Source organism: Candidatus Alcyoniella australis, from assembly GCA_030765605.1.
Classification (GTDB): domain Bacteria; phylum Lernaellota; class Lernaellaia; order JAVCCG01; family Alcyoniellaceae; genus Alcyoniella; species Alcyoniella australis.
On sequence record JAVCCG010000020.1, the window covers coordinates 1 to 25532 of the forward strand.

Consider the following 25532-nt stretch of genomic DNA (forward strand, 5'->3'; position numbering starts at 1 on the left):
ACAGCTCGCGGTCCTGGGCCTTGATCATCAGCTCGTCGAAGTCGAGCAGCGCCATGTCGGTGTCGTTGACCAGGTGCAGCTCGTGCACGCCCTTGATCCGGCGATACTTCGGCTCGGGGCTATGGGTATTGAGCACCGGCACGTGCACGGTGAGCACGTCGCGGTCGCGGCTGGTGGTCGACTCGACCAGCGCTTTGTACGAGGGGCGCAACGCTTCGCTGACCTCGTTGCTCGCGCCGAAGATCACCCGCGCCACCTTGAGGATCTCCCAGAACGCCGGGGGCACGTACATCCCCAGGCCCGAGATCAGCTCGCTGAACTCCTCCCACGACTGCTCGAACGACTGCTGTCCTGTCAGGACCTTGTTCTGCATCTTTACCCGGTTATCGGCAATCAGCGCGATCTATTGTGGTGGGCCGGACCGTACAATGCAACGCAGCGGCAGCTTGCGAGGGTACCAGCACACGCGGAAGCGGAGAGGATCGTCGATCAACGTCTACGAGATTTGAAAGCACCGGCAATCTGCCTAAGCAATATCATCAGCACTTCCCACAGCCGCCGCTTTTGCTGCTTGCCGGCACGGCGCTTGAGACCCAGGGCCAGGCGCAGTTTGCGGTCGTCGTAGATCGGGTCGCGCTCCTGCTCCAGTCGCAGACCCTCGGTGTGGGCTCGCTCGCGGAAACGCTTGTTCCCGATCAGGCTGCGATTGCCCGACTGAGCCACGCGCAGCAGCAACTGTTTGTCGCCCAGCAGCGCCTCGAGCAATTGTTCGAGCATCTGCAACGAGCGCTCGAGCTCGGAAAGGCGCTCGCCCTGGGCTCCCCCGCCCTCGCCGAGCACAAAGCGCACGAAGTCGGCGAGAAACGAGGCGCGGCAGTACAGCTCGAAGCGTTGTTCGGTGTCCAGGCTGGCGCTGTTCATTGTCGAGAGCCGCTGCACGCTCTTGCGAATAAAATCGTAGGCCTCGGCGTCGAGCCGATAAAAACTGCGGCGCAAATCGGGCAGCTCGACAAAGGTCTTTGAGATGTCGGCGAAGTCGTTGCGCAGGTTGAGCTGGAACTTGCGCGCCGCGGAGTCCAGGTCGCTCAGGGTGCCGTCCTCCTCCATCATCTGCTTGAGCTCCGAGGCCACGGGCTCCTGGGAGTCGCAACCGATCTTGAAGGTGTGCAGCTTGATCGTGCCGCCCAGTGCGCTCTTGATCTCGCGGATGTCGAAACGATCGATGCCGTCGGTGACCAGTACGATCTCAGCGTCGAGGTACATGCCGCCACGGCGGATGTCCTCGATCGCCTTAAGCAGCGCGGCGCGGATGTCGGTCCCCTTGCCGCGCGTCTCGGCAAAGAGCACGGCGTTGATCAGCCGGTTGTAATCCTCGCGGCGGCGCGCCGAAACCTGCTCGTAGACGCGGAAGTCAAAGGCGCGGAAGAAGATCCAGGAATCGCCATTGCGCTTGGAGCGCAGGTACTCCAGCAGCAGCGCCTTGGCGTAGATCAGCCGCGAGCGCTCGCGCATCGAATAGGAGATGTCCATCAGCAGGTAGAGCTTTTGCGCCGCGGGATTGAGCCGCTGTTTGTCGCGCGAGGTGCGCACCGGCTTGATCTCGTCGCGCCGCACCCGCGACTGCTTGGGGTCCATCACCCGCACGTACAGCTCGCGATCCTGGGCCTTGATGATCAGTTCGTTCATGTCCAGCAGCGCCATGTCCGTGGGATTGACCTTGTCCAGCTGCTCGACCCCTTTGATCCGCTTATAGACCGGCTCCGGGCTGTGATAGTCGAACACCGGCACGAACACCGGCACCACGTCGCGCTCGCGCTCGTGCTGTCGGCCCTCGATCAGCGCGCCGAAGCTTGGGCGCAGCGCGTCGCTGACCGCGTTGCCCGGGGTGAAAATCACCCGCGCCGCTTTAAGAATCTCCCAAAAAGCCGGGGGGATGAACGCGCCGATCCCGGAGATCAGCTCGTAGAACTCTTCCCAGGATTGCTCGAACGCGGGCTGAGGTGTTTGGTCCGGATTGTTCATGATGGTTCTACTGGAGCGCACACGGTGTCAACTCTCGCGTTATTGCGAGGACACTCTACCCTGTATTGTGGGCGATTTCATATGCCGCGGGCAGCGCGGCCGGCACAGAGGCGGGAAATAGAACAAGGCGGCGCCCGCAGTCGCGGACGCCGCCCGATCGATCGTAGGTTTCAGCCTCGTTTACAGTTTGCCGACGAGGATGAAGCTGATGATCAGCGAATAGATGACCAGGGACTCGATCAGTGCCAGGCCGAGGATCATCGGCGTGAAGATCTTGCCGCTGGCGCCCGGGTTGCGGGCGATGCCCTCAATGGCCGAGGCCATTGTGCGGCCCTGTCCCATGGTTCCGCCCAGGACGGCGATGGCGATACCCAGTCCGGCGGCCAATGCGGCCATGCTCAACACCATCGGGTCGAGCTTCTCAGCGCCCTCTTCCTGGGCCATCGCGACCGTGGAAAACATCAGTACGCCGATCATCGCAGCCAGCATGATCGTCGCAAATCGCTTATTCATTACCGTTCCTCCTTTAATACGCCAGATACCATTATTAACTGTCTTTTTTATTCTTCATGAGCCGTGGCCAGGCTGATGTAGACGCATGCCAGCAGGCAGAACACGAGGGTCTGCACTACCGCCACCACCAACCCCAGCGCGAAAAACGGAACCGGCAGTGGATTGGGAATGGCGATCAACCCGACGAACATCGCCATTACCTTGTGATCACCGAACATATTGCCGAACAAACGCAGTGTCAGGCTCAGCGGACGGGCCAGATGGCTGATGATCTCGATCGGGAAAAGCAGCGGCATCAGCACCCAGCCGATGACGCCTTCCACGCCGCCGGTCGCCATGTGCTTCATGTATTTGGCGAATCCCTGGGCGCGGATTCCCCAGTAGTGGTAGGAGAAGAACACCGTCAGGGCCATGGCCGCGTTGGTGTTGATGTTGTCGGTTGAGGTGTACAGCCCGGGGACCAGCCCCATCACGTTACTGAACAGGATGAAGAATGCCAGCGTCCCGATCAGCGGGAAGTAGCGTTTGTAGTCGGGGCCGATTATGTCGCGCATCAGGCCCAGCACGGCCTCGATCAGCATTTCGACGAACGAGCGCAGGCCGAAGTGGCGCGAAGGAACCAGCTGGTCGCCGCTGCGGCGGATGTCGCGGCCTACGAACACCGAGATCAGCAGCAGGATCGTGAACATGATCGATGCGGCCACCACATGCTTGACGATCTGGTTGACGCCCGGAATGAAGTTGAGCAGCATCAGGCCGTGGGTGTCGTTGGGCGAGGAGCGGAAGTCCTGCAGCGCGTTGCTCACGCCCTGGGAAGCCAGGGCCATCGGCGCGGCGAGCAGGAACAACAGCAGAGCCGTAGTTACTATCGCGATTGTTTTGTGCGTTCTCATCGCTGCCTTTTATCCATTAATGGGGTGCGCTTTATGCGTGCCCCGCATCCTCCCGTTCGGATCATTCCTTGTAGTCGGCAAAGTGGTCCGGGCTTACCGGGCCCTCGTCTAGCTCATCGTCCTCCTCGGACTGCTCTTGCCTGATCAGTTGGATCTGGTAATACAGCGCGTAGATCGTGATCGCGACCAGCAACGAAGAAAAGCCGATTACCATCGGAACCGGGCTGACCATACCGTTGATGATCACGAAGAAGATCACCGCGCATAACGCGGCGAACTTCACCCAGTAGAACGCGCCGAAAATTCCGCTGGCCTGAACCGGGCCGGACAGAATCACCAGGATAATCCGTTTTAAAAGATCAAGATTGATTACCGCCAGAGTGCCGCCGACCAGCACGCTTGTTGCGGCCCGTAGGTTCCACAACCAGAGCGTGATCAAAGCCGTGACAATATAGAGGAACAGCATGATAAATTCAATAGTAGTTACGCGACGTATTTCTTGCTTTGAAATCAATCGCTTAGGTCCTTATCCGAATTGTCGTCCGCAGGCGATTCCATGACTTTGCGCGCCTTACGCGTCGCCATCAGCAGCGCTTTGAACCCCGCTCCCACGCCGGCGATCACCCAAAAGATTGTCAGCCACGGCGAGGTGCCCAGCCAGTCGTCCAGCGCGTTGCCGATGAAGTAGCCGAAAGCCACGGCAATGCCCATTTCCAGGCCGACAGCGCCCAGCGAGCCGGCCTTGCGCCACATGTCTCGGCTTTCATTTTCCACCTGTTCGACAGCTCCTGTGCCCAACCTTCATCGCCGACGGTCTGTGATCTTCTACGCTATTGTGGACCAAAGGTCCAGCATCAACGCCGGCACGCCGGCGGCGGCTATTTATAATCTCGATTGACGAATAATAAATCATCAATGACAATGGGACTCATCCTTTACACGATGCGGGGCATGTCGATGGACATTAGACAGTTGCAGGTTTTCTGCAGCATCGTCGATAAAAAAAGTTTCTCGCGCGCCGCTCGCTCGGTTGGTCTGAGCCAACCCACGGTCAGCGCGCACATCAAGTCGCTCGAGACCGAGCTGGGAACCAAGCTGCTGGACAGGCTGGGCAAGGAGGTTCTGCCGACCAAGACCGGCCAGGTGCTCTACCGCTACGCGCGCCGCGTGCTCAAGTGCCTGACCGATGCCAAGGGCGAAATCGCCCTGCTCGACGGTGCGAGCCACGGCGAGCTGAGCCTGGGCTCTTGCCATCTGCCCGGCACCTACCTGCTGCCCGACGCGATCTCAGACTATAAAAAATTACATCCCCAGCCGTTGATCCGGCTTAACGTGGGCTATTCCGAATCGATCGGCCATGCGGTGCTGCGCGGCAAACTCGAGGCCGGGGTGATCGGCTTTGAGCTGGCCGAGCCCGGATTGCAGTTCGTGCCGCTGGTCGAGGACGAGCTGGTGATGGCCTTGCCGCCGGACCACCCGTGGTGCAATCGCTCGGTGGTCTCGGTGGACGATATTAAAAAGCAGCCGTACATCATGCGCGAACGCGGCTCGGGCACGCGGCGGCTGGTCGACCAGGCGTTGGTCGAGGGCGGCTACAACCCCCGGGAGTTCCGCGTCACCGCGATGTTCAGCGACACCGAGGCGGTCAAGCGCGGGATCAAGGCCGGCCTGGGGATCTCGATCGTCTCGCTTTGGGCGATCGACGACGACGTTGTTCAGGGCACGCTGGGCATGGTCCGCATCGAGGGCATCCACCTGCGCCGCTCCTTCTACCTGGTGACGCACAAGGGACGTAGCGCCAGCAGCCTGCTGGACTCGTTCATCGATTTCCTCACCCAGCGGCTAAACCCGCCCAAGGTGGCGTCCGAACAGCAGGACGCAGCGCATTGAGCCCGATCCCCAAGGGCAATACCGCGCTGATCGAGCAATATCGCAGACAACTGGAATACTCGCGCGGCGGCAGGCTGCACGTCTATCGCATGGTCGGCATCGGCAACCTCGAGCGCGTGCTCGACGTGGGCTGCGGCGGCGGCGCGGTGACCGCGGAGCTCAACCGCTCGTGTCGCGGCAGCGCCGTGGGCTGCGACGTCGATCCGCAGGTGCTCCAGATCGCAGTGCAGGAATACCCCGCTCTGCGCTTCGAACAATGCGCGCCGGACGCGCTGCCGTTTGACGACAGCGAGTTCGACCTGGTTTGCGCCCACCTGACGCTGATGTGGGCCGATGATCCCGCGCAACTGATCGCCCAGATGCGGCGCGTGACGCGTAGCGGCGGCTGGGTCGCGGCCCTGGCCGAGCCGGATTACGGCGCCGGGCTGTACAACCCCGGCGATTGGTTGATCGGCGAGGCCGAGCGCGAGCTGGTGCGCCAGGGGGCCGACCCGCGCATCGGTCGCAAGCTGCCCGAGCTGTTTAAGGACGCGGGATTCGAACGCGTGATCCGCGGCGTGGTTCAATCGGCCTGGGACGAGCAGCGCACGCGCGAGCACGCCGCAGCCGAAATCGAGTCGGTGCGCACGCTGCTCGGCGGCAAGGGCCCGGAGCGCGAGCAGCTTCTCGACCAGTGGGCCGGGCAGTTCGCACAGGCCGCCCAAGAGGGCCGGGCCACAGTCTTCATGCCGTTGTTCTTCGCGGCCGGACGCAAATGATCAGACCTCGGCCCACGGCCCGCGCCGCGTTGATCGCCGCGGTGCTGGTCCTGGCCCTGACACTGTGCGCCTGCCCACCCAAACCGCAGCCCACTGCGGCTCGCAGTGTACTGTTGCTGCCGTTCGTCAACGCGGCCGACCCGGCGCATCCCGGCCCCGAGCGAATGCTGTTGTACGACGCGCTGCAACTACTGCTGCCACAGGTGGACGGCGTATTGCCGCTGGATCTCCAGCGCACGATCGCGGCCCGCAACCGCGCACCCCAAACTCAAACGGTCCCCGCGGACCCGGCGCGGCTGGCGGCCCTGGGACGCGAGTCCGACGCCGACTACCTAATCGTCGGCAGCTATCGCAGCGACCTGAATCATACCGAGCTGGGATTCCTGTTCGTGGATTGCCGCGACGGCCGGCAGCAGCGCTGGTCCGGTGCGGGCTTTCTGGAAAACGTGCACTTGATCGGCGCCGCGGCGATCGTGGAGTTCGCGCGCTTCATCGGCCGCGACCCAAGCCGCGCGCTGTGGGAGCTGGCCAACGCTCCGGACCCACTGACCCTCGCGGAGCACCGGCTGCCCCAGCAATGCCGCAAACTGTTCGTCGAGGGGCGCGACTCGGACGTGGTAAACCTCTGCGACTCGATGCTTACGCGCGATCCGCGCAACCTGTTCGCGCTGACCATGGTCGCGCGGGTCTCGTTGCGCAACGGCGATCTGCAGCTCGCCGGCGAGCTGGTACAAATGGCGATGGGCGTGGCCGAGGAGATTGGCGACGACGCGGCGCGCGCCGAGCTGCTGGACATCGGCGGCCAAATCATGAGCCTCTCGGCCGACCGCGAGGCCGCGGAAATGATGCTGTTCAACAGCCTGGAACTGGCCACCGCGCTGGACGATCGCGAATTGCAGGGCCGGGTAATCTGCGACATGGCCGACCTCTACGCACGCGACGGACGGCTGGACAGGGCCCAGGAGCTGTCCCAGCGCGCGGTGAAACTGCTTGAGGCAACCCCGTTTCACACGCAGCGCGGCGACGCCGAACTCAACCTCGCCGCCGTGGAGATCGAGCTGGGCCGGCCCCGGCGAGCCCTGGCCAGGTTGCGGCTGGCCGACGAAGACTACGTGCAGGCGGACAACAACCGCAGCCGGGCCCTGGTGGCCAAGATCCGCGGCGACCTGCGGCGCGAGGAGGGGGACCTGAACCGGGCGCTGGACGATTACACGCGGGCCCGCGACCTGGCGCTGATCAGCCCCAACCTGCTGCTATTGGCACATGTATACAACGACATGGCCGCGATCGAGCTGCGCCTCGAGCGGCCGGCCGTTGCGGCTTGGCACTTTTCCGCGGCCGAGGGGCTGGCAGCGGCCCTGGGTATGTCCGAGTTGGAGCGCATCGCCCGCCAGGGACGTGAAACCGCCCAATCGCGCCTGGGCCCGGATTATTGATATCGTCCGGACCGGGACACAACCACCGACGTCCTGCCGAACTGGGCGTTCAAATGCCCGGATTTTAGTCGATTAACGTACTTTTCTTCTTCTTGACAAGGCAGGGACGCCATGACAAGGTTATTGTCATTCAACCGTCGACCTGTATAACTGCTCGTGCTGCGTGGGCAGGACGCGCAAGATGCTGTAAGGACGGGGAAGATGGAGTGAAGCAGTATATGCTTGCCCCGGAGGTGCGTGCTGTAAGAATTGAGCGATCAGGAGGATGATAGCCGGTGTTCCACGCATCGCTGACGCGACGCGTTAGGTAGCGCGGACCGGTTGTGTAATTTTTTTCTCTTACGTCTACCCTCATTGCGGATGAGGAGTAGGAGGATTGCGGATGCCGGAGAATAAGACAGGTTCCAAGGAAAAGCACAAGGAAAAATTGGGCGAACTTCTTGTACAGGAAGACTTGATCAGCCCAGAGCAACTCGAGACCGCCCTGGCTGAGCAGAAGGTCTCCGGCGGACGTCTGAGCTACCACCTGAGCAAGCTGGGCTACCTCGAGGAGAGCGAGCTGGCGGACATCCTGTCCAAACAGTACGGCGTGCCGAGCATCAACCTCAGCGAATTCGAGATCGACCCCGAGGTGATCAAACTGATCCCGCGCGAGGTCGTTGAGAAATACAAAGTAATCCCGATATCGCGAGCCGACAGCTCCTTGATCGTGGCGATGGTCGACCCGAGCAACATCCTGGCCATCGACGACATCAAGTTCCTCACCGGCTACAACATCGAGGCGGTGGTCGCCACCGAGGATTCGATCGTCTCGGCCATCGACCGCTACTACGAGACCGACCACGGCACCGACCTCGAGGACGTGTTGCAGGACTTCGAGGACGAGGACCTGGAACTGATCCAGGACGAAGAAGAGTTCAACATCAAGGAATTGGAAAAGGCCAGCGAGGACGCTCCGGTGGTCAAGCTGGTCAATCTGATCCTCTCCGACGCAATTAAAAAAGGCGCCTCGGACATCCACGTCGAACCCTACGAGAAGAACTTCCGCGTGCGCTACCGCATTGACGGCGTGCTGCACAAGGTGATGGACCCGCCGCGCAAGCTGCAAAACGCCATCACCTCGCGCCTGAAGATCATGTCGGCCCTGGACATCGCCGAACGCCGGCTGCCCCAGGACGGCCGCATCAAGCTCAAAACCGCCAAGGGCAAAGAGATGGACTTCCGCGTCAGCTCGCTGCCCACGATCTACGGCGAAAAGATCGTTCTGCGACTGCTGGACAAGGAAAACCTGCAGCTGGACATGACCAAGCTCGGGTTCGAGGAGGAGCCGCTACAGCATTTCAAGGAGGCGATCCACAAGCCGTACGGCATGGTGCTGGTCACCGGCCCCACCGGCTCGGGCAAGACCACCACGCTCTACTCGGCGCTGACCGAGCTCAACACGATCGCCGACAACATCTCCACGGCCGAGGATCCGGTCGAGTACACGCTCAAGGGCGTCAACCAGGTGCAGATGCACGACGCGATCGGACTGAACTTCTCCTCGGCCCTGCGCTGCTTCCTGCGCCAGGATCCGGACATCATAATGGTCGGCGAGATCCGCGACTTCGAGACCGCGGAGATCGCGGTCAAGGCCGCGCTCACCGGCCACATGGTGCTCTCGACCCTGCACACCAACGACGCGCCGGGTTCGGTCACCCGTCTGTTGAACATGGGCGTCGAACCGTTCCTGGTAACCGCCTCGGTGGTGCTGATCGCGGCCCAGCGCCTGGTGCGCAAGATCTGTGAGGCCTGCAAAGAGCCGGTGGACGTCAGTCCGCAGGTGCTCAAAGACATCCAGATGCCCGAGGAAAATATCGAAAAGGCCCAGTGCTACCACGGCGCCGGCTGCATGAAGTGCTCGAAGACCGGCTATAAGGGGCGCATCGCGTTGTACGAGGTGATGCCGCTGCAAGAGGAGCTACGCGAGTTCGTGCTCAACGGCGCGAGCACAACCGAGATCAAGCGCGAGTCGATCCGCCTGGGCATGAAGACAATGCGCCAATCCGGAATCACCAAGCTCCAGGAGGGAGTCACCACCATCGAGGAGCTGGTCCGCGTGACCGCCACCGATTGATGGATCGCTCGACTCGCGCAGCATCCACAGCCTGGGCAATTTTTTGAGGGAGCGTAAATGGCTGACCTACATCAATTATTGAAAATCATGATCGAGCGCGGAGCCTCGGACCTGCACATCACCACCGGCAGCCCGCCGCAGTACCGTATCGACGGCAAACTCACACCGTTGAACATGCCGCAGCTCACGGCCGCAGAGACCAAGCGACTGTGCTACAGCGTGCTGACCGACATACAGCGACAGCATTTCGAAGAGAGCAACGAGCTCGACTTGAGCTTCGGCGTCAAGGGGCTGGCGCGTTTCCGGGCCAATGTCTACCGACAACGCGGCGCGGTGGCCGGCGCCTTCCGCACGATCCCGTTCAAGAGCTTCAGCTTATCCGAGCTGGGCCTGCCCAACGTGGTCAACGAGATTGTCAAGCGCCCCTCGGGCCTGATTCTGGTCACCGGCCCCACCGGCTGCGGCAAGAGCACCACGCTGACCTCGATCATCGACAAGATCAATATGTCGCGCAACCAGCACATCATCACCGTCGAGGATCCGATCGAGTACCTCCACGGACACAAGGGCTGCATCGTCAACCAGCGCGAGGTCGGAGCCGACACCCACAGCTTCGGCGCCGCGCTGAAGTACGTGCTGCGCCAGGACCCGGACATCGTGATGATCGGCGAGATGCGCGACCTGGAGACCATCGACGCGGCGCTGACCATCTCCGAGACCGGCCATCTGACCTTCGCCACGCTGCACACCTCCTCGGCCGTATCCTCGATCAACCGCATCATCGACGTCTTCCCGCCGCACCAGCAGCCGCAAGTGCGCGCCCAGCTCAGCTTCGTGCTCGAGGGCGTGATCACCCAGCAGTTGATCCCCAAGGCCAACGGGGTCGGCCGCGTACTGGCCTGCGAGGTGATGGTGCCCAACGCAGCGATCCGCAACCTGATCCGCGAGGACAAGGTCCATCAGATTTACAGTCAGATGCAGGTCGGCCAGTCCAAATTCGGCATGCTGACGTTGAACCAAAGCCTGCTCAGCCTCTACGAGAAGGGGCTGATCTCGCTTAAGGAGGGCCAGGGCCGCTCGAACGAGCCCGACGAATTTCAGCAGATGCTCGAGGGACGCATCCCGACCACCTCATCGCCGCAAACCAAGAAACAGCAGCGTAGCAACAGTTCCTGATGCAATGATATACTGTGATGCGTTCGAACAGCGCCAGCTAGACAGGGGAACCGAACATGCCGGTCTTTAAATGGGAAGGTAAGAGCCGCACGGGAGCGATCGTCAAGGGCGAGATGGACGCCCCCAACGACGAGGCCGTGATTGCCAAACTGCGCAGCCAGCAGATCATGGCTACCAAGGTCAAGGCCAAGCCCAAGGACATCCAGCTGTTCAGCTTCGGCCAGAAGGTCAAGGAACAGGAGGTCGTGGTCTTCACGCGCCAGTTCGCCACGATGATCGACGCCGGACTGCCGCTGGTGCAATGCCTCGAGATCCTGGTCAGCCAGCAGGAGAACAAGACCTTCGCCCAGGTCTTGGCCGAGATCAAGGCCGACGTCGAGGCCGGTTCGACCTTCGCCCGCGCCCTGGGCAAGCACCCCAAGGTGTTCGACGATCTGTTCGTCGCCCTGGTCGCGGCCGGCGAGGTCGGCGGTATCCTGGACACGATCATGAACCGCCTGGGCGCCTACATCGAAAAATCGATGAAGCTTAAAAAGCGCGTCAAGGGCGCGCTGGCCTATCCGGCGGCGGTCACGGGCGTGGCGGTGCTGGTCGTGGTGATCATGCTGGTCTGGGTTATCCCGGTGTTCGAAAACATGTTCAAGGACTTCGGCCACGCCCTTCCCGGACTGACGCAGTTCTTCGTCGACTTCTCCCACGGCATCCGCGATTATTGGTTCATCCTCATCCCGCTGATTATCGGCATCGTGGTGGCCATCCGCTACGCCCTGCAGACCGAGAAGGGCCGGGAGACCTGGGACAAGATCTCGTTGCGGCTGCCGGTCTTTGGCCCGCTGTTGCAGAAACAGGCGGTCGCCAAGTTCACCCGCACCCTGGGCACGATGATTACCTCCGGCGTGCCGATCCTCGACGGCCTGGATATCGTGGCCAAGACCTCGGGCAATAAAGTTATCGAGAAGGCGGTGCTCACGACCAAAGACCGCATCGCCGAAGGCAAGACGATCGCCGAACCGCTGGCCGAAAGCGGCGTGTTCCCCGGCATGGTGGTCCAAATGATCACCGTCGGCGAGAGCACCGGCGCCCTGGACGTGATGTTGGCCAAGATCGCCGACTTCTACGAGGACGAGGTCGACATGGCGGTCGAGACGCTGATGAGCCTGATCGAGCCGATCATGATGGTCGTCCTGGGCGGCACCGTCGGCACGCTGATGATCGCTATGTATCTGCCGATCTTCAAGCTGGTCTCGGTAATGGATTAAACCATGCCCGCCACGCGGGCGAACATGACCCAAAGCAGCGCGACCGCCGAGCGGGAGATCACCCAGCTGTTATGGTGGTTGGTCTTCCTGCGGGTAATTGTTTCCGTCTTCATCCTCGGCGCGACGTTCCTGCTCGACGAGCCGTTCCACGTCCCGGTGTTCACTGTAGTCGTAGTCAACGTGCTGGCGACCCTGACGCTGGCTCTGCTGATTCCAACCTACGGACGGCGGCGGCTGTTCATCGCGCTGCTGGTCTACTGGGACTTCCTGTTCGTCGCGCTGCTGATCGGCCTGACCGGAATCTCGCGCTCGATTTTCAGCTTCCTGTTCCTGCTGGCGGTGATCAACGCCGGCATCCTGCTCAGCCGTCGTGAGGCGTTCCTCGCCGCGGCCCTGGCCCTGCTGACCTACACCGGCGTGCTGTCGATCGAGGTGCTGGGCCTGACGCCGTTCCCGCTGTGGAACCTGGTCCACTCCTCCGGCGATCCGATCTTGCCCGGCGAGATGATCTACAAGGTGCTGCTGCACGGCATGGCGTTCTTCGTCGCCGCGTTCCTCTCATCGTACGTCTCCGAACAGTCGCGCAAACGGCAGGACGAGCTGATCAAGGCCCAGGTCGAGATCGAGGCGTTGCGCGCGCTGTACGAGAATATCGTCGCCTCGGTGCAGATCGGCATCATCGCCCTGGACCGACAGGGTCTGGCATCGTTCGCCAACTCCAGCGCCGAAGTGCTGCTCGGACTGCGGCCCGGCGGTGTAAAGGGCCGCACGCTGCAGCAGCTGCTGCCCGAGATCGCCGAGCAACAGCCCGAGCGGATCCAGCACGGCGACCAGCACCACCGGCGCCGACTCGTGCTGCAGCGCCTCGATGAAGAGCCGCGCCATCTGCAGCTGTTCCGTTCGGACCTGCGCAACGTCGAGGGTCTGCGCATCGGCCAGATCGTGCTGCTCGAGGATCAGTCGGCCCTGCGCAAGATGGAGCAGGAGGTCAAACGCTCGGACAAGCTCGCCGCCGTGGGAAAAATGGCCGCGGGCATCGCCCACGAGATCCGCAACCCCCTGGCGTCGATCAGCGGATCGGTGCAGCTGCTCAAAGGCGAGCTGGAGCTGGACGACCTCAACAGCAACCTGATGCAGATTGTGGTGCGCGAGGTCGACCGGCTGAACAAGCTGATTTCCGAGTTCCTCGCCTTTGCCAAACCGGCCAAGATCGACGAGGAGATCGTCGACCTCAACCGGCTGATCGACGAGACGATCGACCTGTGCCGCAACGATCCGCTGTATAACGATTCGTTCCAGTTCCGCAAGCGGCTGAGCAAGGGCGCTTATTTGCGGGCCGACGCCGACCAGCTGCGACAGCTGCTATGGAACCTGTTCATCAACTCGATGCAGGCCACACCCCACGGCGGCGAGGTGGTGGTGATCACCACCCTCGAGGGGCGCGCCAGCGACGCGGATCCGCTGCCCAAGGAAGTGCTGATTACCTGCTCGGACAACGGTGTCGGCATCCCCGAGAACGTGTTGCCGCAGATCTTCGATCCGTTCTTCACCACCAAGGAATCCGGCACGGGCCTGGGATTAACGACCGCCTATCGTATAATCGAAAACCATAACGGTACTATTTCCGTGGACAGCAAGCCGGGACTGGGTACGACCTTCAACATCACCCTGCCGTTGGGATAATAAAATGGAACGGATCCTGGTAGTCGACGACGAACTGAGCATGCGCGAGTTCCTGACGATCATGCTGCACAAAGAGGGCTACGAGAGCGGCTCGGCATCGACCGGTGTCGAGGCGCTGCAACAGCTCGAGGCGGAGCGCGGCTTCGACCTGATGATTTCCGACATCCGCATGCCCGGGATGGACGGCATCGAGCTGCTCAAGCAGGCCCAACGGATCGCGCCGGATATGGGCGTGATCCTGATCACCGCCTACGCCTCGATCGACTCGGCGGTGGAGGCGATGGAGCTGGGCGCCTACGACTACATTACCAAGCCGTTCAAGGTCGAGGAAATTCGCCACGTAGTGCGCAACGCGCTGGATAAGCAACGCCTGATGCGCGAGAACCTGCTGATGCGCAATGAGCTGCGCTCGCGCTACACCTTCGGTTCAATCGTTGGCGCCTCGCGGCAGATGCTCGAGATCTTCGATATGCTCAGCCGCGTGGCGGCCACGCGCTCCTCGGTGCTGGTCGAGGGCGAGAGCGGCACGGGCAAGGAGCTGGTCGCCAAGGCGATCCACCACAACTCCGATCGCAAAGACGGGCCGTTCGTCATTATCAACTGCGGCGCGCTTCCCGAAAACCTAATGGAGAGCGAGCTGTTCGGCCACAAAAAGGGTAGTTTCACCGGCGCGATCGCCAACAAGCTCGGCCTGTTCAAGCTCGCGGATCACGGCACGGTGTTCCTCGACGAGATCGGCGACCTGCCGCTGTCGCTGCAGGTCAAGCTGCTGCGCGTGCTGCAAGAGAAGATCTTCTTCCCCGTCGGATCGGTGGAAGCCGAATCGGTGGACGTGCGGATCATCTCCGCCACCAACCGCGACCTGAGCGAGATGATCAAGCACGAGCAGTTCCGCGAGGATCTGTACTATCGGCTCAACGTGATCCAGATCTGCATGCCGCCGCTCAAACAGCGGCGCGAAGACATCCCGGTGCTGGCCAATTACTTCCTCGACCAATACTCCAAGGAATTTGGCAAAAAAATCGTGCGCATCAGCGCCGAGGCGATGAAGGCCCTCGAGGAATACAACTTCCCGGGCAACGTGCGCGAGCTGGAAAACATCATCGAACGCGCCGTGGCCCTGGAAAAATCCAGCGTTATCCTGCTCGAGAGCCTGCCGCCCACGGTAATCAGCGCCGAGGCCAATAAACAAGAGCCGACTCAGGACCAGATCGTCGTTCCCAGGATCGGCGATGTACAGGTCGACCTGGAACAGCTCGTGGGCCGCTTCGAGAAACAGCTGCTGATCCAGGCTCTGGACAAATGCGATGGAGTAAAGATCCGAGCCGCGGAGCTGCTAAATATCTCGCTACGGTCGCTACGTTATCGCCTCGAGAAGTACGATCTGGACACCGGCGACGAGAACTAAAGTGACAATTTTTGTCACCTGGGTGACGTAAATTGTCACTTTTCCCCTATACTTTCTTTACAAGTGTTTGTTTTTTCACATATTATGGGTATACGTCGCGGTGTTTTGAATATATTTGCCGCAATATTTCAGTTGGTTAGGAACTTCACTAAACAATAACGTGAGCAGCCCGCCACTCGGCACGTAGTTTGCTTATTTCATCTGACAAGAATCAATAAACCGTTTGCAGGAGGTATCTCAATGAACCGTAAGGGTTTCACGCTGATCGAGTTGATGATCGTTGTTGCGATCATCGGTATTCTGGCTCTGATTGCCATTCCTAACTTCATGAGCCTGCGCGCCCGTGCGTATGACGCCTCGGCCGTTTCGGCTGGCCGCAATGCCCGCCTTGCCCAGGAAGTCTACTACCAGAACAGTGGTGGTGACCAGGGTGGCGGTTACAGCAACACCATCGATGGCCTGCTGACCATCGACCCGAACCTGACCGACGACGGGGAAGTCAGCTGGATGTTCGGCGCCACCAGCGCCAGCGCCACCGGTTACACCTTCACCACCTGGCATCCGAAGGGTGGCGGCAGCACCAACGTTTGGGAAGACTAATTCAACTCTGTTGATTCGGAAACGAAAAGGGCGGGTTTCGACCCGCCCTTTTTTTATTCCCACCGGGCTCGTATCCACCCGATAATTTAATACTTTGAAATTCAGCGCAGGCTGAGCGATTTAACAAAGGCCAACAGCGCCTCGGGTCCTTTGCCCGCGGGCGCGCTGAACAGCACCGAATCCAATTCCCTACGACCAGTCTGTTTATCGTAGACCCCGCCGCTAAGCGTACTCCAGGCCCGGACCTGGCGCAGACTGCGTAGCCGCTTGGCGCCCCGGAAGTAATAGGCGCGGCGACTACCGCTGGAACGATCGACGTGGTCGCCGAGAAATTCCAGTTGGTACTGCAAGCCGTTGGGGGGCGAGAACCTGATCCAGCCCTGATGCACCGCCGCCTGCCGAGCCAGGCCCGGAATCTGTACGCTGCTGCCGTGCTCCACGCTGAAGCCCATGAAGCGCTCGAGGTCCGTCGGGTCGAGAAAGCCGCGCAGGTCGGCGCGGGCCCGCAGCTCGAGGCGGCAGGCGACCTGGCGCTTGGAGCCGTCTTGGCCCAGCAGCGTGTTGTACTCCTCGGTCGATTCAAGGCGTTCGGTAAAATCGAGCCGCGCCTCGGGCAGCAGCCCGCTGGAACGCAGGGCGCCCACGGCCACGGCATTGGTCAGGCTCAGCACGTTCATCGTCAGATTGCTCAGCAGCCTTGGCACCGGATCACTCCTTTGAACGGGCTGCGGATTATACCCGCGACGATCAAGCTAGTCCATGCCCAATCCGGTCCGGTCGATTTGTGCTCTGCAATTGACCGCAGCGGTGTAGAAACCGAAGATGATGCAGACAGCGAACAGCCATCCAGAAGGAGTTGTTGATGCCGCCTGATCAGCAATATCTAATTGAGAAAGCCGGACTGAGCCTGCCGTTGATCGGCGTTTACGACGCGCCGGAAGTTGCGGCGTTCGAACCGTTGTGTTCGCCCCAGCCCGGCAAGTGGGCCTGCCCGTTTATGTTCTTTAAAAGCTGGCAACGCGGCCAGACCCTGCTGCTGACGCACGAGTGCTATGGCTGCGGCGGAGCCGGCACGTCGCTGTTCGACCAACAGACCCGCACACGCGAGGAGTACGTCGACTTCCTCTACGGCTAAGAGGGGCTCAAGGCCTCCAAGGAGCTGATGGGACGCTGGATCGACGCGCGCCGCAACTACCGGCCGCAGCACGGTCAACTGCTGATCGGGCCGTTGCGCGACAAGCAGTACGAGCATCTCAAGACCGTGACCTTCTTCGTCAACCCCGACCAGCTGAGCCTGTTCGTGATCGGTGCGCACTACACGCCGTTGATCAGCGCACCGTTCTCCTCGGCCTGCGGCCTGCTGCTGCCGCTGTTCGACGATCTAGAGCGGCCCGCGGCGATCATCGGCGCCACGGACATTGCGGTGCAGCGTCACCTGCCGCCCGATATCCTGGCCTTCAGCGTGACCAAGCCGCTGTACGAGCAGCTGTGCGCCTTGGACGAGCACAGTTTCCTTAACAAGAAATTCTGGCAGGACGTACGCAAGGCGCGCTCGCGGGAAAACAAGGACTGACGGCGTTCAGCCCTCCTGCTGAGCCCGGCGCACCTTGCGGTCGGCGATCCATTCGCGCAGACCTGGCGCGAGGCGAGTGACCAGATGGATCAGCTTGGCGCCGCGTCCGGGCAGGATCAGGAAGCGCCGTTTGGGCAGCTCCTCAAACAGCGCGTCGGCCACCTGGTCGGCGGTCATGGTGCCCGCGTTGCGGTTGAGCGCAAGCTGCTCCTTGGGCCGCGACTGGTTGGCCGTGCGCCACAGCGGCGTGTCCACGGCCCCGGGACAGAGCACGCAGACGTTGATCCCGTACTGCTTGAGTTCGGCGCGCAGGCACTCGGAGAATCCGACCACCCCGAATTTGGACGCGGAGTAGGCTGTGGAGCCGAAGACGCCGATCAGCCCGCCGATGGAGCCCAGATTGACGATGTGTCCGGCGCCGGGCTTCATCGCCTCGATCACCGCGGCGACCACGTTGCGCGTACCCAGCACGTTGATCCGCAGATAGGCTTCGAAGCGCCGCGCGTCGATTTTCTCGAAGTAATCCGCGCCGCCGATCCCCGCCGAGTTCAGCAGCAGGTAGGGCGCTCCGAACTCGCGCACGGCGCGGCCCAGCTCGCGGCGCACCGCCTCGTCGTCCGACACGTCGAGCCGCAGCGTCTCCACGCGCTGCGGCGGCGAACGCCGATCCTGCTCGATCTCGCTACGCGCCCGGTCAAAGACCTGCTCGTCGTCCACGGAGAAGATCAAGACGTTGGCGCCGTGCCGCGCGCACCAACGAGCCACGCCCAGGCCGATGCCGCTGGTTCCGCCGCTGATAAAACACCACTTGCCGTCGATCTGCATCGCACCTCCCTTAACCTGGATTATTTTAGTCCAGGTTGGAAACAGCGGATTTTGCCAGCCTGGATGATTCACGCGAATGCGTCAATACGATGAAAATGAAAAAGGGGCTGCGCGGGCAGCCCCTATAACTTGCGAATTGTGGCGGATCAGAAGTAGATGTTCAACCCGGCGTAGGTGCCGAAGTCGATACGCGCGCCGGACCACTGGTCGTCGTCCAGCTCGCTGTTGCCAAAGGCGGTCACGCGGCTGGCGCTGCCCGCGGTGACCATCCCGCCGAGGTCAAACGCCACGTGCTCGAACGGGAAGAGCTTGACGCCGCCCTCAATGCCGCCGTAGGGCGTAAGCCAGGTCGTGGTGGTCTTGCTGTCGCCGTCGTTGAGATCCTCGGCCGTGCTGATCCAGGTGTCCACGCCCACCAGCGGCCCGACATAGGGCATCACCCAGTCGTTGACGTGGAAGTTGTAGTTGTAGAAACCGGCGATGCGAAAGCGCGTGTCGTTGGTGTGATACTCCAAGTCGTCGCCGCCCGCGTCGTACGCGGTGGTCGTGCCGGTATCAGTGCCGCCGAACAGCAGGTGCGCGCCCACGTCGTGATGGCCGTTGATCAAATAGCCGACCTTAACGCCCATGCCGTTGAGCCCCAGCCCTCCGCTGAGGATTCCGCTGGACTCGGTGTCGGCCGGATCGTCGCGCTCGAGGTTGAGCACGCCGTAGTTGAACAGGGTCAGCGCCCTGAGGTCGAGGTGAAACGAGCCGTCCTGGGGTAGTCGCGACTGGGCCATGGCCGCGGCGGGCAGCAGCAGGAGCAGGGATAGAGTCGCACCGATTAGTACTTTGGAAAGCCTCATCGTCAACCTCCGTTATTCATTGAAGTATCAGCTGCGCCCGTATTACATGAAGGCGCAGCACAGCCTATGATATCGATCAGTATGACAATCATTCCGGTAAAAAAGTTCCATTGCCCTTCAGCCGTCTGATAAAATGGTTCGTTTTTAAAACCTATTTTCGTAGCGAGAAAAATATGTCCAGAAAACACCGCCTTGTAATCATGCTCTGCGCCTTTGGGCCGTTCCTGATCGCCACGGGGCTGCTGCAGCTGTTCACGATCCTCGATCTCAATCCGCGCGACCCGGTGTTCGGCGTGGATAAGGGGGACTACGCGGTGTACCGCATCGAGGGCCAGCCCGAGCCCAACGAGTTCACCGTGGCAACGACGGACGCGACAGCGGCGATGTCATTTGTTGCGATCGACGGCGCTGTGCCCCAGCGCTTGTTCAAGCTCGTTGCCAACGGATCGCTGCTCGGCATATCCGGGGACGCCAACTCGATCTTTTGGGTGCCCATCGACAACCCGGTGTTGCGTGCCGCCCCGGAGATCCGCCAGTGGCGAGTGCGCGACGTGGCCGGCTGGTTCGGCGCGCTGGGCAACGACTACGACGTCAAGGTCGACCGCACCTTCATCCTCTGGGATTCGATCCTGCAAAGCCAGGCGAGCTACGCCACATCGCTGTACGACAACGGCGGCAAGCGCGTGGGCGAGATCGTCTTTGACGAGACTTGCGGCCTGGCCTTTAGGCTCAAGAGCTACGTCAACGGCATGGAGGCGCGGTTGATCGACACCAACTTCCCGATCAGCCGCAACCGCAACTGGCTGCACATGCTGCACGCGCTGGTGATCATCCTCGTCGGTCTGATGGCCTGGCGCTGGGCCGCGGCCGGAAAGCCTGTCGAGCTGCTCGGGCGGCGGCACACCGTGAGCCTGATTCTCAGCGGCGCGCTGTGCATTTTCCTCGACACCCAGGTCGATATCTGGGAGCCGTTCCTGTTCTCCAAAGAGGGGATGATCCTGCTCCACGCGCTGGTCGCGCTGGCGCTGACTTTGCTCTGGGGTCGCTTCAGCCTGCCGGCCTGGATCGAGCTGATCGTGATTGTGATGTTCGGCTATGTCGAGCGCACGGGGATCAGTCCGATGGCCGCTTTCTTCCCCGGCATCAGCCTCTCGTGGCTGGGAATGCTGCTGGCCCAGACGCCGTCCGCAACAAAGGAATCGCAGTCGTCGCCCGATTAATCCTCTGGTTCGTCGTCGTCCAGGCCGCCATCGACTAAGTGCAGGGCTTCTTCGTCGATCTCGTCGGGGTCGAACGACTCGTAGAACACCAGGAACGCCATGCTCGGCCGACGGCTGGCTTCGCGCATGGCGAAGTGGACGTTGTCCAGCTCATAGCCCTGATCGAGCATTTGGTTGAGCACGCGTTCGACCTCTTCGTCGGTCACCTTGCTCAGTTCGACAACCCTGATCGGCAGCCTGACCTGCTCATCGTGTCCACCCATGACGTTCCCTCCTTACAACCCGGATTATCGACGAACTCCCGCCCTGGAATCAATCAACTTTAATCACCCGCAGCTCAAGCGGGCTCTGGTCGTCGACCAGCACCAGCTGCTCCCAGCCGCGGCGATAATCGTCGGTGAAATAGAATACCGCGCCGAACTCGTAACGTCCCTTGGTGAAGCCCTGGACGTTTTCAATGTCAAAACCGAAGCCGCCGCGTTGCCCCGGCGCGTCCTCGGGCGGATCGATCGCGCTGTCGTCATCCAGGTAGTGAAAGCGCACGTTGTAGGGCATGTTCAGCATCGGCTCGGACAGGCGGGTGACCAGCAGGAAACCGTTGCGCTCCTGGTGCAGGCAGATCCACCACGGCACCCGCGGTTCGATCCGCAGCTCGGCGTCGGTCATCGCGCCGTCCACGACCAACTCCGGGGTCTGGCGGTTGCTGTAGACCCGGGCCACTCCCAGCTCGGGCGCCAGGTCGAGCCAGGTATAGATGTCCACATCGCTGAACAGCAGGTCGAGGTCGAACGGCACATTCAGGTCGTTGGGGAACTCGGCCGAGTTGCCGTAGGCCGCAGCCTCGCGCACGATCTGCGGGGAGCGCACGCTCCAGAACATCCTTAGGCTGTAGGCGTTCTTGCGCACCACGCGCACCGGGCCGTCGATGTAGCCCAGGCGTCGGCCGAGGATGTCGTCCTCAATGCGCTCGATTGTGAACAGTCCGAGCACTTCGACCCGGGCGCGCAGTTTAATGCGGTCGAGAAAATCCACGCCCCCCGGCGAGCCCATGCTCAGCTCTTGGGTCAGCGCCATATTCTCGGTGGACGATCCCACGCGATAGGTCTGACCGACGATCAAGGTTGTCTCGGGATCGTAGTTCACATAATCGCGATCCGAGCGGCCCAGGTCGCCGGAGGGGTCGCAGGCCAGGCAGAACCAGCCCTCGGCGTTGTTCAGCGAATCGACTGCCTCGATCAACACTGAGCGCGCAGGCAGGATTTCAGAATCAGGACGCGCGCCCGCGTCCGCGGCCATGAACACCAGCTCGTCGTATGTGGTCAGCGGCTGCGCGGGCCGGGGATAGCCCGGCTGCTGCGGGTAAAGCAGCTCGTCCCGGGCGTTGCGGCGGTCGACTTGCAGCGGCACGGGCCCAAGTCCGTCGGAACCGGAGCTGAGCAGCACCAGGCCCTGGGCCGGGCAGCCCAGCAGCGGCGCGACCTGTGAGCCGCGCAGATGCAGGTGGGCGAACGGCCGATTCAGCGGACCCGCGGCTTGATCCGCCAACGCGCCAAGCGGGCAGCAGGCGACTAGCAGCAGCGCTGTCAGCTGGGTGCGGACAAGTATTGAGCGGACCGTCACTTGCGTTTGAGCAGCACTGCGGACCACTCGTTCTCGAACAACCGCTTGTCCGGGATCAGCCCGCGCTCGATATAACGCGGCAGCAGCGGATCGATCTGTTCGCGGGTCAGGCCCGAGAGCGCCAAACAGCGGGTTGCTCGCACGGCCAGCGCGGGAGCCAGCTGGGCCAGCACGCGGTGATTGATGTTGGCCAGCACCAGGTCGTAGGGACCGGGGAATTCTTCGATCGACCCGGCCCATCCGACCTGCACCCCGTTGGCAACCGCGTTCTCGCGGCTGGCGCTCACGGCCTCGGGGTCGGTGTCGCAGCCGTCCACGCGCGCGACCCCGAGCTTGGCGCAGGCGATCGAGAGAATCCCCGAACCGCAGCCCACGTCGAGCACGCTGGTCACGTCGCCGCGGGCGATGCGCTCGTCGAGCAGTCGCAGCATCAGCCGCGTGCTCTCGTGGCCGCCGGTGCCAAACGCCATGCCTGGATCGATCACCAGCAGCTCGGATCGGGGCGCGACCTGATACTGGATCCAACTGGGCCTGATCGCCAGCCGCGGCGAGACCTGCAGCGGCCGAAACGAGCGGCGCACCGCCTCGACCCAGTCGCGGTCAGTGACGTTTTGGCAGCTGATGTTGAAGCGTAGCGAGGGGTCGCCCTCGCGCAGGTCGCTGAGAAAATCGGAGATGCGGTCCAGTCGCTCGCGGCTGGTCGGGTCCTCGGCGCGCAGCCAGATGATCAGCCCGCGCTCGTTCTCCTGTGCGCCGCGGAATCCCAGATCTTCAAGCAGCCCGAGCAATGCGTCGCGCGGCGATTGGGGAAGCTCGATTGTGACCTCGAGAAGTTCCATCTCGATCCAACTCGAATATCAGGTAAGGTCCAGTGAGATGCGCGGTATCAGCCGCAGTCCGGGCACTCGTCCAGGCAGCTCTTATGCTCGGCGCCGCAGTACTCCTTGCACGTCATTCCGTCGGGACTAAACGGGTTGTTCCCGGTTCCGCCGCACTTGTCCGTACAATCATGGTAATCCTCTTCGCACTCGTCGCGACAGCGCTCGCCGCAGGCCAACCCGCAAAGCATCGAGAGCACCAACAACGCGGCCAGACCCGCGAATACGGTCCGTTTCAGAGCATTTTCGCCCATCAACAAGGCCTCAGTTGATCGTCTCGTCGTAGTCGAATTCCACGGAGGTGAGGATCGAGACGTTGTGGGTCCCGGTGTTGACTACAAAGATGTAGTGGTACTCCGGCGTATCGGGGATCGGCGTGGTCACCACGCTGTCGGGCATGCGGCCGACCACGATCGGCTTGATCCCAGCGTCGGTCTGGAACACGAAGCGGTCGCCCTCGGACGACCAACGTTCGCCGCTGTTGATCGTGAACGAGACCTCGTCATAGTCCGAGACGTAACGTCGATCTTCGTCGGCGCGTAGCGACTGGGTGTCGACCTTTTCGTCGTGCTCGCCCTCGTCCCTGATGCTGCGCACGATCCAGCTCTCATTGGGCTGGTCGTAGATCAGCTTCCAGGACAGGGTCTGGGTAATGCAGTCGGTGACCTCGACCGTGGAGATCGTGGTGTCCGATTGCGGTCCCTTGTCGTAGAACTCCGGCGTTGTGGCCGATGCGCCGCAGGGGCGCCCGAGCGCGACGTTGTAGACGTAGAGGTAGCCGTCGGAATTGGTCAGATAGATCAGCGCGCCGTCTGGGCTCGGCCCGAGGTTGCGCGGGATTCCCAGCAGCTCCAGCGTGCGCTCCTCGCCTGTGGCGGTGTCGAGCACGAACATTCGCGGCGGCCCGGAGCTCAGGGCGTAGACCTCGGAGCCGTCGGGATGAACCATCACCTCGCCCGGCGTTCCCACCAGTTGGTACTGCGCGTCGATCGCGTGCGTTTCGCCGTCGATGCGCAGCAGCAGGCCATCGAGGGTCGTAACGTAGATCGCCGAGCCGTCGGGGGCCAAGTCGAACGCGAACGGTTCGTGTTCCAATACGATCTCGTTGCCAAGCTCGTGGGTCTGCGCATCCCAAGGCACTAGGCGTCGGCCGCGCTGGTCCAGCAGCCAGACCACTGCGCCCTCACTGTCGACCTTGGGGCGTCCGCCGCTGAAGCCGATGGCAAAGGACTCGATGGCCCAATCCCCGCTGCTGATGGCGTAAAGGTTGCCCTCCACCGTGTCGGTAACGTAGACCGTGGCGCCGTCGGGGCTGATCGCCAGGTCCTTGGGGAAGTCGCCCACGCCCAGCACCGGGTCCTCGCCCTTGTCGCCCTTGCCCCAGATCACTTTCTGGTCCGAGACGCGGATCACGCTCACCGTGCCGGTGTAGGCGTTGAGCACAAAGACGAAGGCGTGCTCGGCATCGACCGGATCGGGCGTAATCACCGCCTTGGTCGGCGTATCGAACTTGGCCTTCTCGCTGTTAATGTCTCCGCTGCCGCTCTGGCACGAGACCAGCGCCACTAGCGATCCGCCCACCAACAGCAGGCAGGTCAGAAGTACGATCAGCGCCTTGCGGCTCATCGGATCCTCCCCACCTGTTTGCGGGCCACGGAGTCGACGATCGAGAGCGAGTGCGCATAGAAGTTGGGCACCAGCGCGTAGAAGCGGCCGTCCTCGGCGTCGGGCGCGGTCAGCGCCACGTCGTAGGGCCCGCGCCCCACATCGATGCGGGCGATCACGTCCAGGGTCTGGGCGTCGACCACAATCAGGCATTCCGAGTCGAAGTTGGTGACCCAGATCTCGGAGCCGTCGGCCGAGACCGCCACGCCCGAGGGGCTGTCCCACATCGGGATAATGCGCCAGATCGCCTCGTCCGGTTGGTTGGGGATTTTCTCGGTGTCGATCACCAGCAGCGCGTCGGGCACGCGCGAACAGATATAGGCCCAGCGGCCGTCGGGGCTGAACGCGATGCCGCGGGTGTCGTAGCCGATTGTGCGCTCGCCGCTGCTGATCGTGAAGCTGGTGACGAACTCGTTGCGCGCCACGTCGAAGATCACTATCGCCGAAAGCCCCTTATTGGTGACGTAGAGGTAGTCGCTGCCCGGCTGGATCCCGAGGTTGACCACGCCCGAAGCCAGCAGCATGTTGCGCGCCAGCTCGCGTCGGCCCAAGTCGATAATCGACAAATCGCCCGACGAGACGTTGGTCGCATAGAGGTAGACCTCATCGGGGCCCAGCACCAGGTCGAACGGCTCGCGGCCCGCCGCGATGCCCGAGGGGTTGTCGTCCGAGGTGTCCAGGTCGATCCAGCGCAGGTCGGATGGGTTCGAGACGTCGAGCAGCAGGATCTGGTCGCCGGCCCGGTCGGCCACGTAGGCGATCTCGCCGGCCGAGTCGACCACCGCGCGCCCCATGTAGGCCGGGCCCGCGATGCGGTCGAGGATCGCTCCCTTGCCCTGTTCGAGCCGCTCGAGGTCGATGGACATTATCGTACCCTCGCCCGCGTGCGACTGGTCGAAGTTGGCGCTGACCACCAGCGCGTACCTGCCGAAGACAACCACGGAAAGCGGGTTGTCCAGCAGGTCGCCGGTGTCTTGCTGCAGCTCGTCTTCAGTGGCGCAGCCGACGAGCAGCATTGACGCAAGTAGCGCCGCTATCAGAGAAATTCTAAGTTTGCTCACATTCGCTCCGGGTAAACGAAAGCGAATCATGCATCATCGCCCTGGTCAAGTCAAAAGCGGGGCGGCCGTGACCGGCCGCCCCGCACGG

Annotated in this window: 26 protein-coding genes and 1 pseudogene; 12 read left to right on the plus strand and 15 right to left on the minus strand. The window is 62.2% G+C overall.

Annotated elements, in window-relative coordinates:
* The 6 genes from P9M14_02375 to P9M14_02400 form a co-directional block, all read right to left on the minus strand.
* The coding region (locus P9M14_02375; GenBank protein ID MDP8254573.1) for a hypothetical protein at positions 1 to 373 on the minus strand (373 nt) is incomplete at its 3' end.
* A gap of 116 nt (positions 374 to 489) precedes the next feature.
* The gene (locus P9M14_02380) at positions 490 to 2022 is read right to left on the minus strand and encodes a vWA domain-containing protein (GenBank protein ID MDP8254574.1); all 1533 of its coding nucleotides are present in this window, start codon (positions 2020 to 2022) and stop codon (positions 490 to 492) included.
* A gap of 180 nt (positions 2023 to 2202) precedes the next feature.
* A complete protein-coding gene (locus tag P9M14_02385; protein ID MDP8254575.1) occupies positions 2203 to 2535 on the minus strand; it encodes an ATP synthase F0 subunit C in 333 nt (110 codons plus the stop codon).
* A 47-nt stretch (positions 2536 to 2582) separates the two neighbouring features.
* Complete coding sequence (atpB, locus tag P9M14_02390; GenBank protein ID MDP8254576.1) at positions 2583 to 3428, minus strand: F0F1 ATP synthase subunit A; 846 nt, start codon at positions 3426 to 3428, stop codon at positions 2583 to 2585.
* A gap of 61 nt (positions 3429 to 3489) precedes the next feature.
* Positions 3490 to 3894, minus strand: a complete 405-nt coding sequence (locus P9M14_02395; GenBank protein MDP8254577.1) for an ATP synthase subunit I — start codon at positions 3892 to 3894, stop codon at positions 3490 to 3492.
* Between the two features lie 44 nt (positions 3895 to 3938).
* Complete coding sequence (locus tag P9M14_02400; protein MDP8254578.1) at positions 3939 to 4202, minus strand: AtpZ/AtpI family protein; 264 nt, start codon at positions 4200 to 4202, stop codon at positions 3939 to 3941.
* Positions 4203 to 4385: 183 nt separating this feature from the next.
* Here P9M14_02400 and P9M14_02405 point away from each other — a divergent pair, with 183 nt between their 5' ends.
* From P9M14_02405 to P9M14_02445, 9 genes are all read left to right on the plus strand, one after another.
* Positions 4386 to 5318 (plus strand): selenium metabolism-associated LysR family transcriptional regulator, encoded by a 933-nt coding sequence (locus P9M14_02405; GenBank protein MDP8254579.1) that lies wholly within the window; start codon positions 4386 to 4388, stop codon positions 5316 to 5318.
* Positions 5315 to 6076 carry a methyltransferase domain-containing protein gene (locus P9M14_02410; GenBank protein MDP8254580.1) on the plus strand — a complete coding sequence of 254 codons (762 nt, stop codon included), beginning with the start codon at positions 5315 to 5317 and terminating at the stop codon, positions 6074 to 6076. Before P9M14_02405 ends, P9M14_02410 begins: the two co-directional genes overlap by 4 nt.
* Positions 6073 to 7512 carry a hypothetical protein gene (locus P9M14_02415; protein MDP8254581.1) on the plus strand — a complete coding sequence of 480 codons (1440 nt, stop codon included), beginning with the start codon at positions 6073 to 6075 and terminating at the stop codon, positions 7510 to 7512. The genes P9M14_02410 and P9M14_02415 overlap by 4 nt, the downstream gene beginning before the upstream one ends.
* 382 nt (positions 7513 to 7894) lie before the next feature.
* Positions 7895 to 9628, plus strand: coding sequence for a type IV-A pilus assembly ATPase PilB (pilB, locus tag P9M14_02420; GenBank protein ID MDP8254582.1), 1734 nt, complete (start codon positions 7895 to 7897; stop codon positions 9626 to 9628).
* 57 nt (positions 9629 to 9685) lie between these two features.
* On the plus strand, positions 9686 to 10804 hold the full coding sequence (locus P9M14_02425; protein MDP8254583.1) for a type IV pilus twitching motility protein PilT: 1119 nt from the start codon (positions 9686 to 9688) through the stop codon (positions 10802 to 10804).
* Between the two features lie 56 nt (positions 10805 to 10860).
* Entirely contained in the window at positions 10861 to 12063 is a 1203-nt protein-coding gene (locus P9M14_02430; protein ID MDP8254584.1) for a type II secretion system F family protein, read from the plus strand.
* Positions 12064 to 12066: 3 nt separating this feature from the next.
* A complete protein-coding gene (locus tag P9M14_02435) occupies positions 12067 to 13746 on the plus strand; it encodes an ATP-binding protein (protein ID MDP8254585.1) in 1680 nt (559 codons plus the stop codon).
* Positions 13747 to 13750: 4 nt separating this feature from the next.
* Entirely contained in the window at positions 13751 to 15154 is a 1404-nt protein-coding gene (locus tag P9M14_02440; GenBank protein ID MDP8254586.1) for a sigma-54 dependent transcriptional regulator, read from the plus strand.
* A gap of 240 nt (positions 15155 to 15394) precedes the next feature.
* Positions 15395 to 15754 (plus strand): type II secretion system protein, encoded by a 360-nt coding sequence (locus tag P9M14_02445; protein ID MDP8254587.1) that lies wholly within the window; start codon positions 15395 to 15397, stop codon positions 15752 to 15754.
* Positions 15755 to 15855: 101 nt separating this feature from the next.
* Here the strand turns inward: P9M14_02445 and P9M14_02450 are convergent, their stop codons facing one another.
* Positions 15856 to 16458 carry a hypothetical protein gene (locus P9M14_02450; protein ID MDP8254588.1) on the minus strand — a complete coding sequence of 201 codons (603 nt, stop codon included), beginning with the start codon at positions 16456 to 16458 and terminating at the stop codon, positions 15856 to 15858.
* 158 nt (positions 16459 to 16616) lie between these two features.
* On the opposite strand from P9M14_02450, the gene P9M14_02455 reads away from it, so the two are divergent.
* A complete protein-coding gene (locus P9M14_02455) occupies positions 16617 to 16889 on the plus strand; it encodes a hypothetical protein (protein ID MDP8254589.1) in 273 nt (90 codons plus the stop codon).
* Between the two features lie 15 nt (positions 16890 to 16904).
* Positions 16905 to 17327, plus strand: a pseudogene (locus P9M14_02460) (DUF169 domain-containing protein).
* A 6-nt stretch (positions 17328 to 17333) separates the two neighbouring features.
* On the opposite strand, the gene P9M14_02465 reads toward P9M14_02460, so the two are convergent.
* The gene (locus P9M14_02465; protein ID MDP8254590.1) at positions 17334 to 18152 is read right to left on the minus strand and encodes an SDR family NAD(P)-dependent oxidoreductase; all 819 of its coding nucleotides are present in this window, start codon (positions 18150 to 18152) and stop codon (positions 17334 to 17336) included.
* Between the two features lie 146 nt (positions 18153 to 18298).
* On the minus strand, positions 18299 to 19000 hold the full coding sequence (locus tag P9M14_02470; protein ID MDP8254591.1) for a hypothetical protein: 702 nt from the start codon (positions 18998 to 19000) through the stop codon (positions 18299 to 18301).
* Positions 19001 to 19173: 173 nt separating this feature from the next.
* On the opposite strand from P9M14_02470, the gene P9M14_02475 reads away from it, so the two are divergent.
* Positions 19174 to 20220 (plus strand): hypothetical protein, encoded by a 1047-nt coding sequence (locus P9M14_02475; protein ID MDP8254592.1) that lies wholly within the window; start codon positions 19174 to 19176, stop codon positions 20218 to 20220.
* Here P9M14_02475 and P9M14_02480 read toward each other — a convergent pair.
* The 6 genes from P9M14_02480 to P9M14_02505 are packed head-to-tail and all read right to left on the minus strand — an operon-like array spanning position 20217 to position 25444.
* Positions 20217 to 20483 carry a hypothetical protein gene (locus P9M14_02480; protein ID MDP8254593.1) on the minus strand — a complete coding sequence of 89 codons (267 nt, stop codon included), beginning with the start codon at positions 20481 to 20483 and terminating at the stop codon, positions 20217 to 20219. The genes P9M14_02475 and P9M14_02480 overlap by 4 nt on opposite strands.
* 49 nt (positions 20484 to 20532) lie before the next feature.
* On the minus strand, positions 20533 to 21840 hold the full coding sequence (locus tag P9M14_02485; protein MDP8254594.1) for a hypothetical protein: 1308 nt from the start codon (positions 21838 to 21840) through the stop codon (positions 20533 to 20535).
* Positions 21837 to 22679 (minus strand): 50S ribosomal protein L11 methyltransferase, encoded by an 843-nt coding sequence (locus P9M14_02490; GenBank protein ID MDP8254595.1) that lies wholly within the window; start codon positions 22677 to 22679, stop codon positions 21837 to 21839. The genes P9M14_02485 and P9M14_02490 overlap by 4 nt, the downstream gene beginning before the upstream one ends.
* A gap of 47 nt (positions 22680 to 22726) precedes the next feature.
* Entirely contained in the window at positions 22727 to 22972 is a 246-nt protein-coding gene (locus tag P9M14_02495) for a hypothetical protein (GenBank protein MDP8254596.1), read from the minus strand.
* 10 nt (positions 22973 to 22982) lie between these two features.
* Positions 22983 to 24344: a hypothetical protein gene (locus tag P9M14_02500; GenBank protein ID MDP8254597.1), complete on the minus strand. Its 1362-nt coding sequence runs from the start codon at positions 24342 to 24344 to the stop codon at positions 22983 to 22985.
* Complete coding sequence (locus tag P9M14_02505) at positions 24341 to 25444, minus strand: YncE family protein (GenBank protein MDP8254598.1); 1104 nt, start codon at positions 25442 to 25444, stop codon at positions 24341 to 24343. Before P9M14_02505 ends, P9M14_02500 begins: the two co-directional genes overlap by 4 nt.
* Positions 25445 to 25532 lie beyond the last annotated feature (88 nt).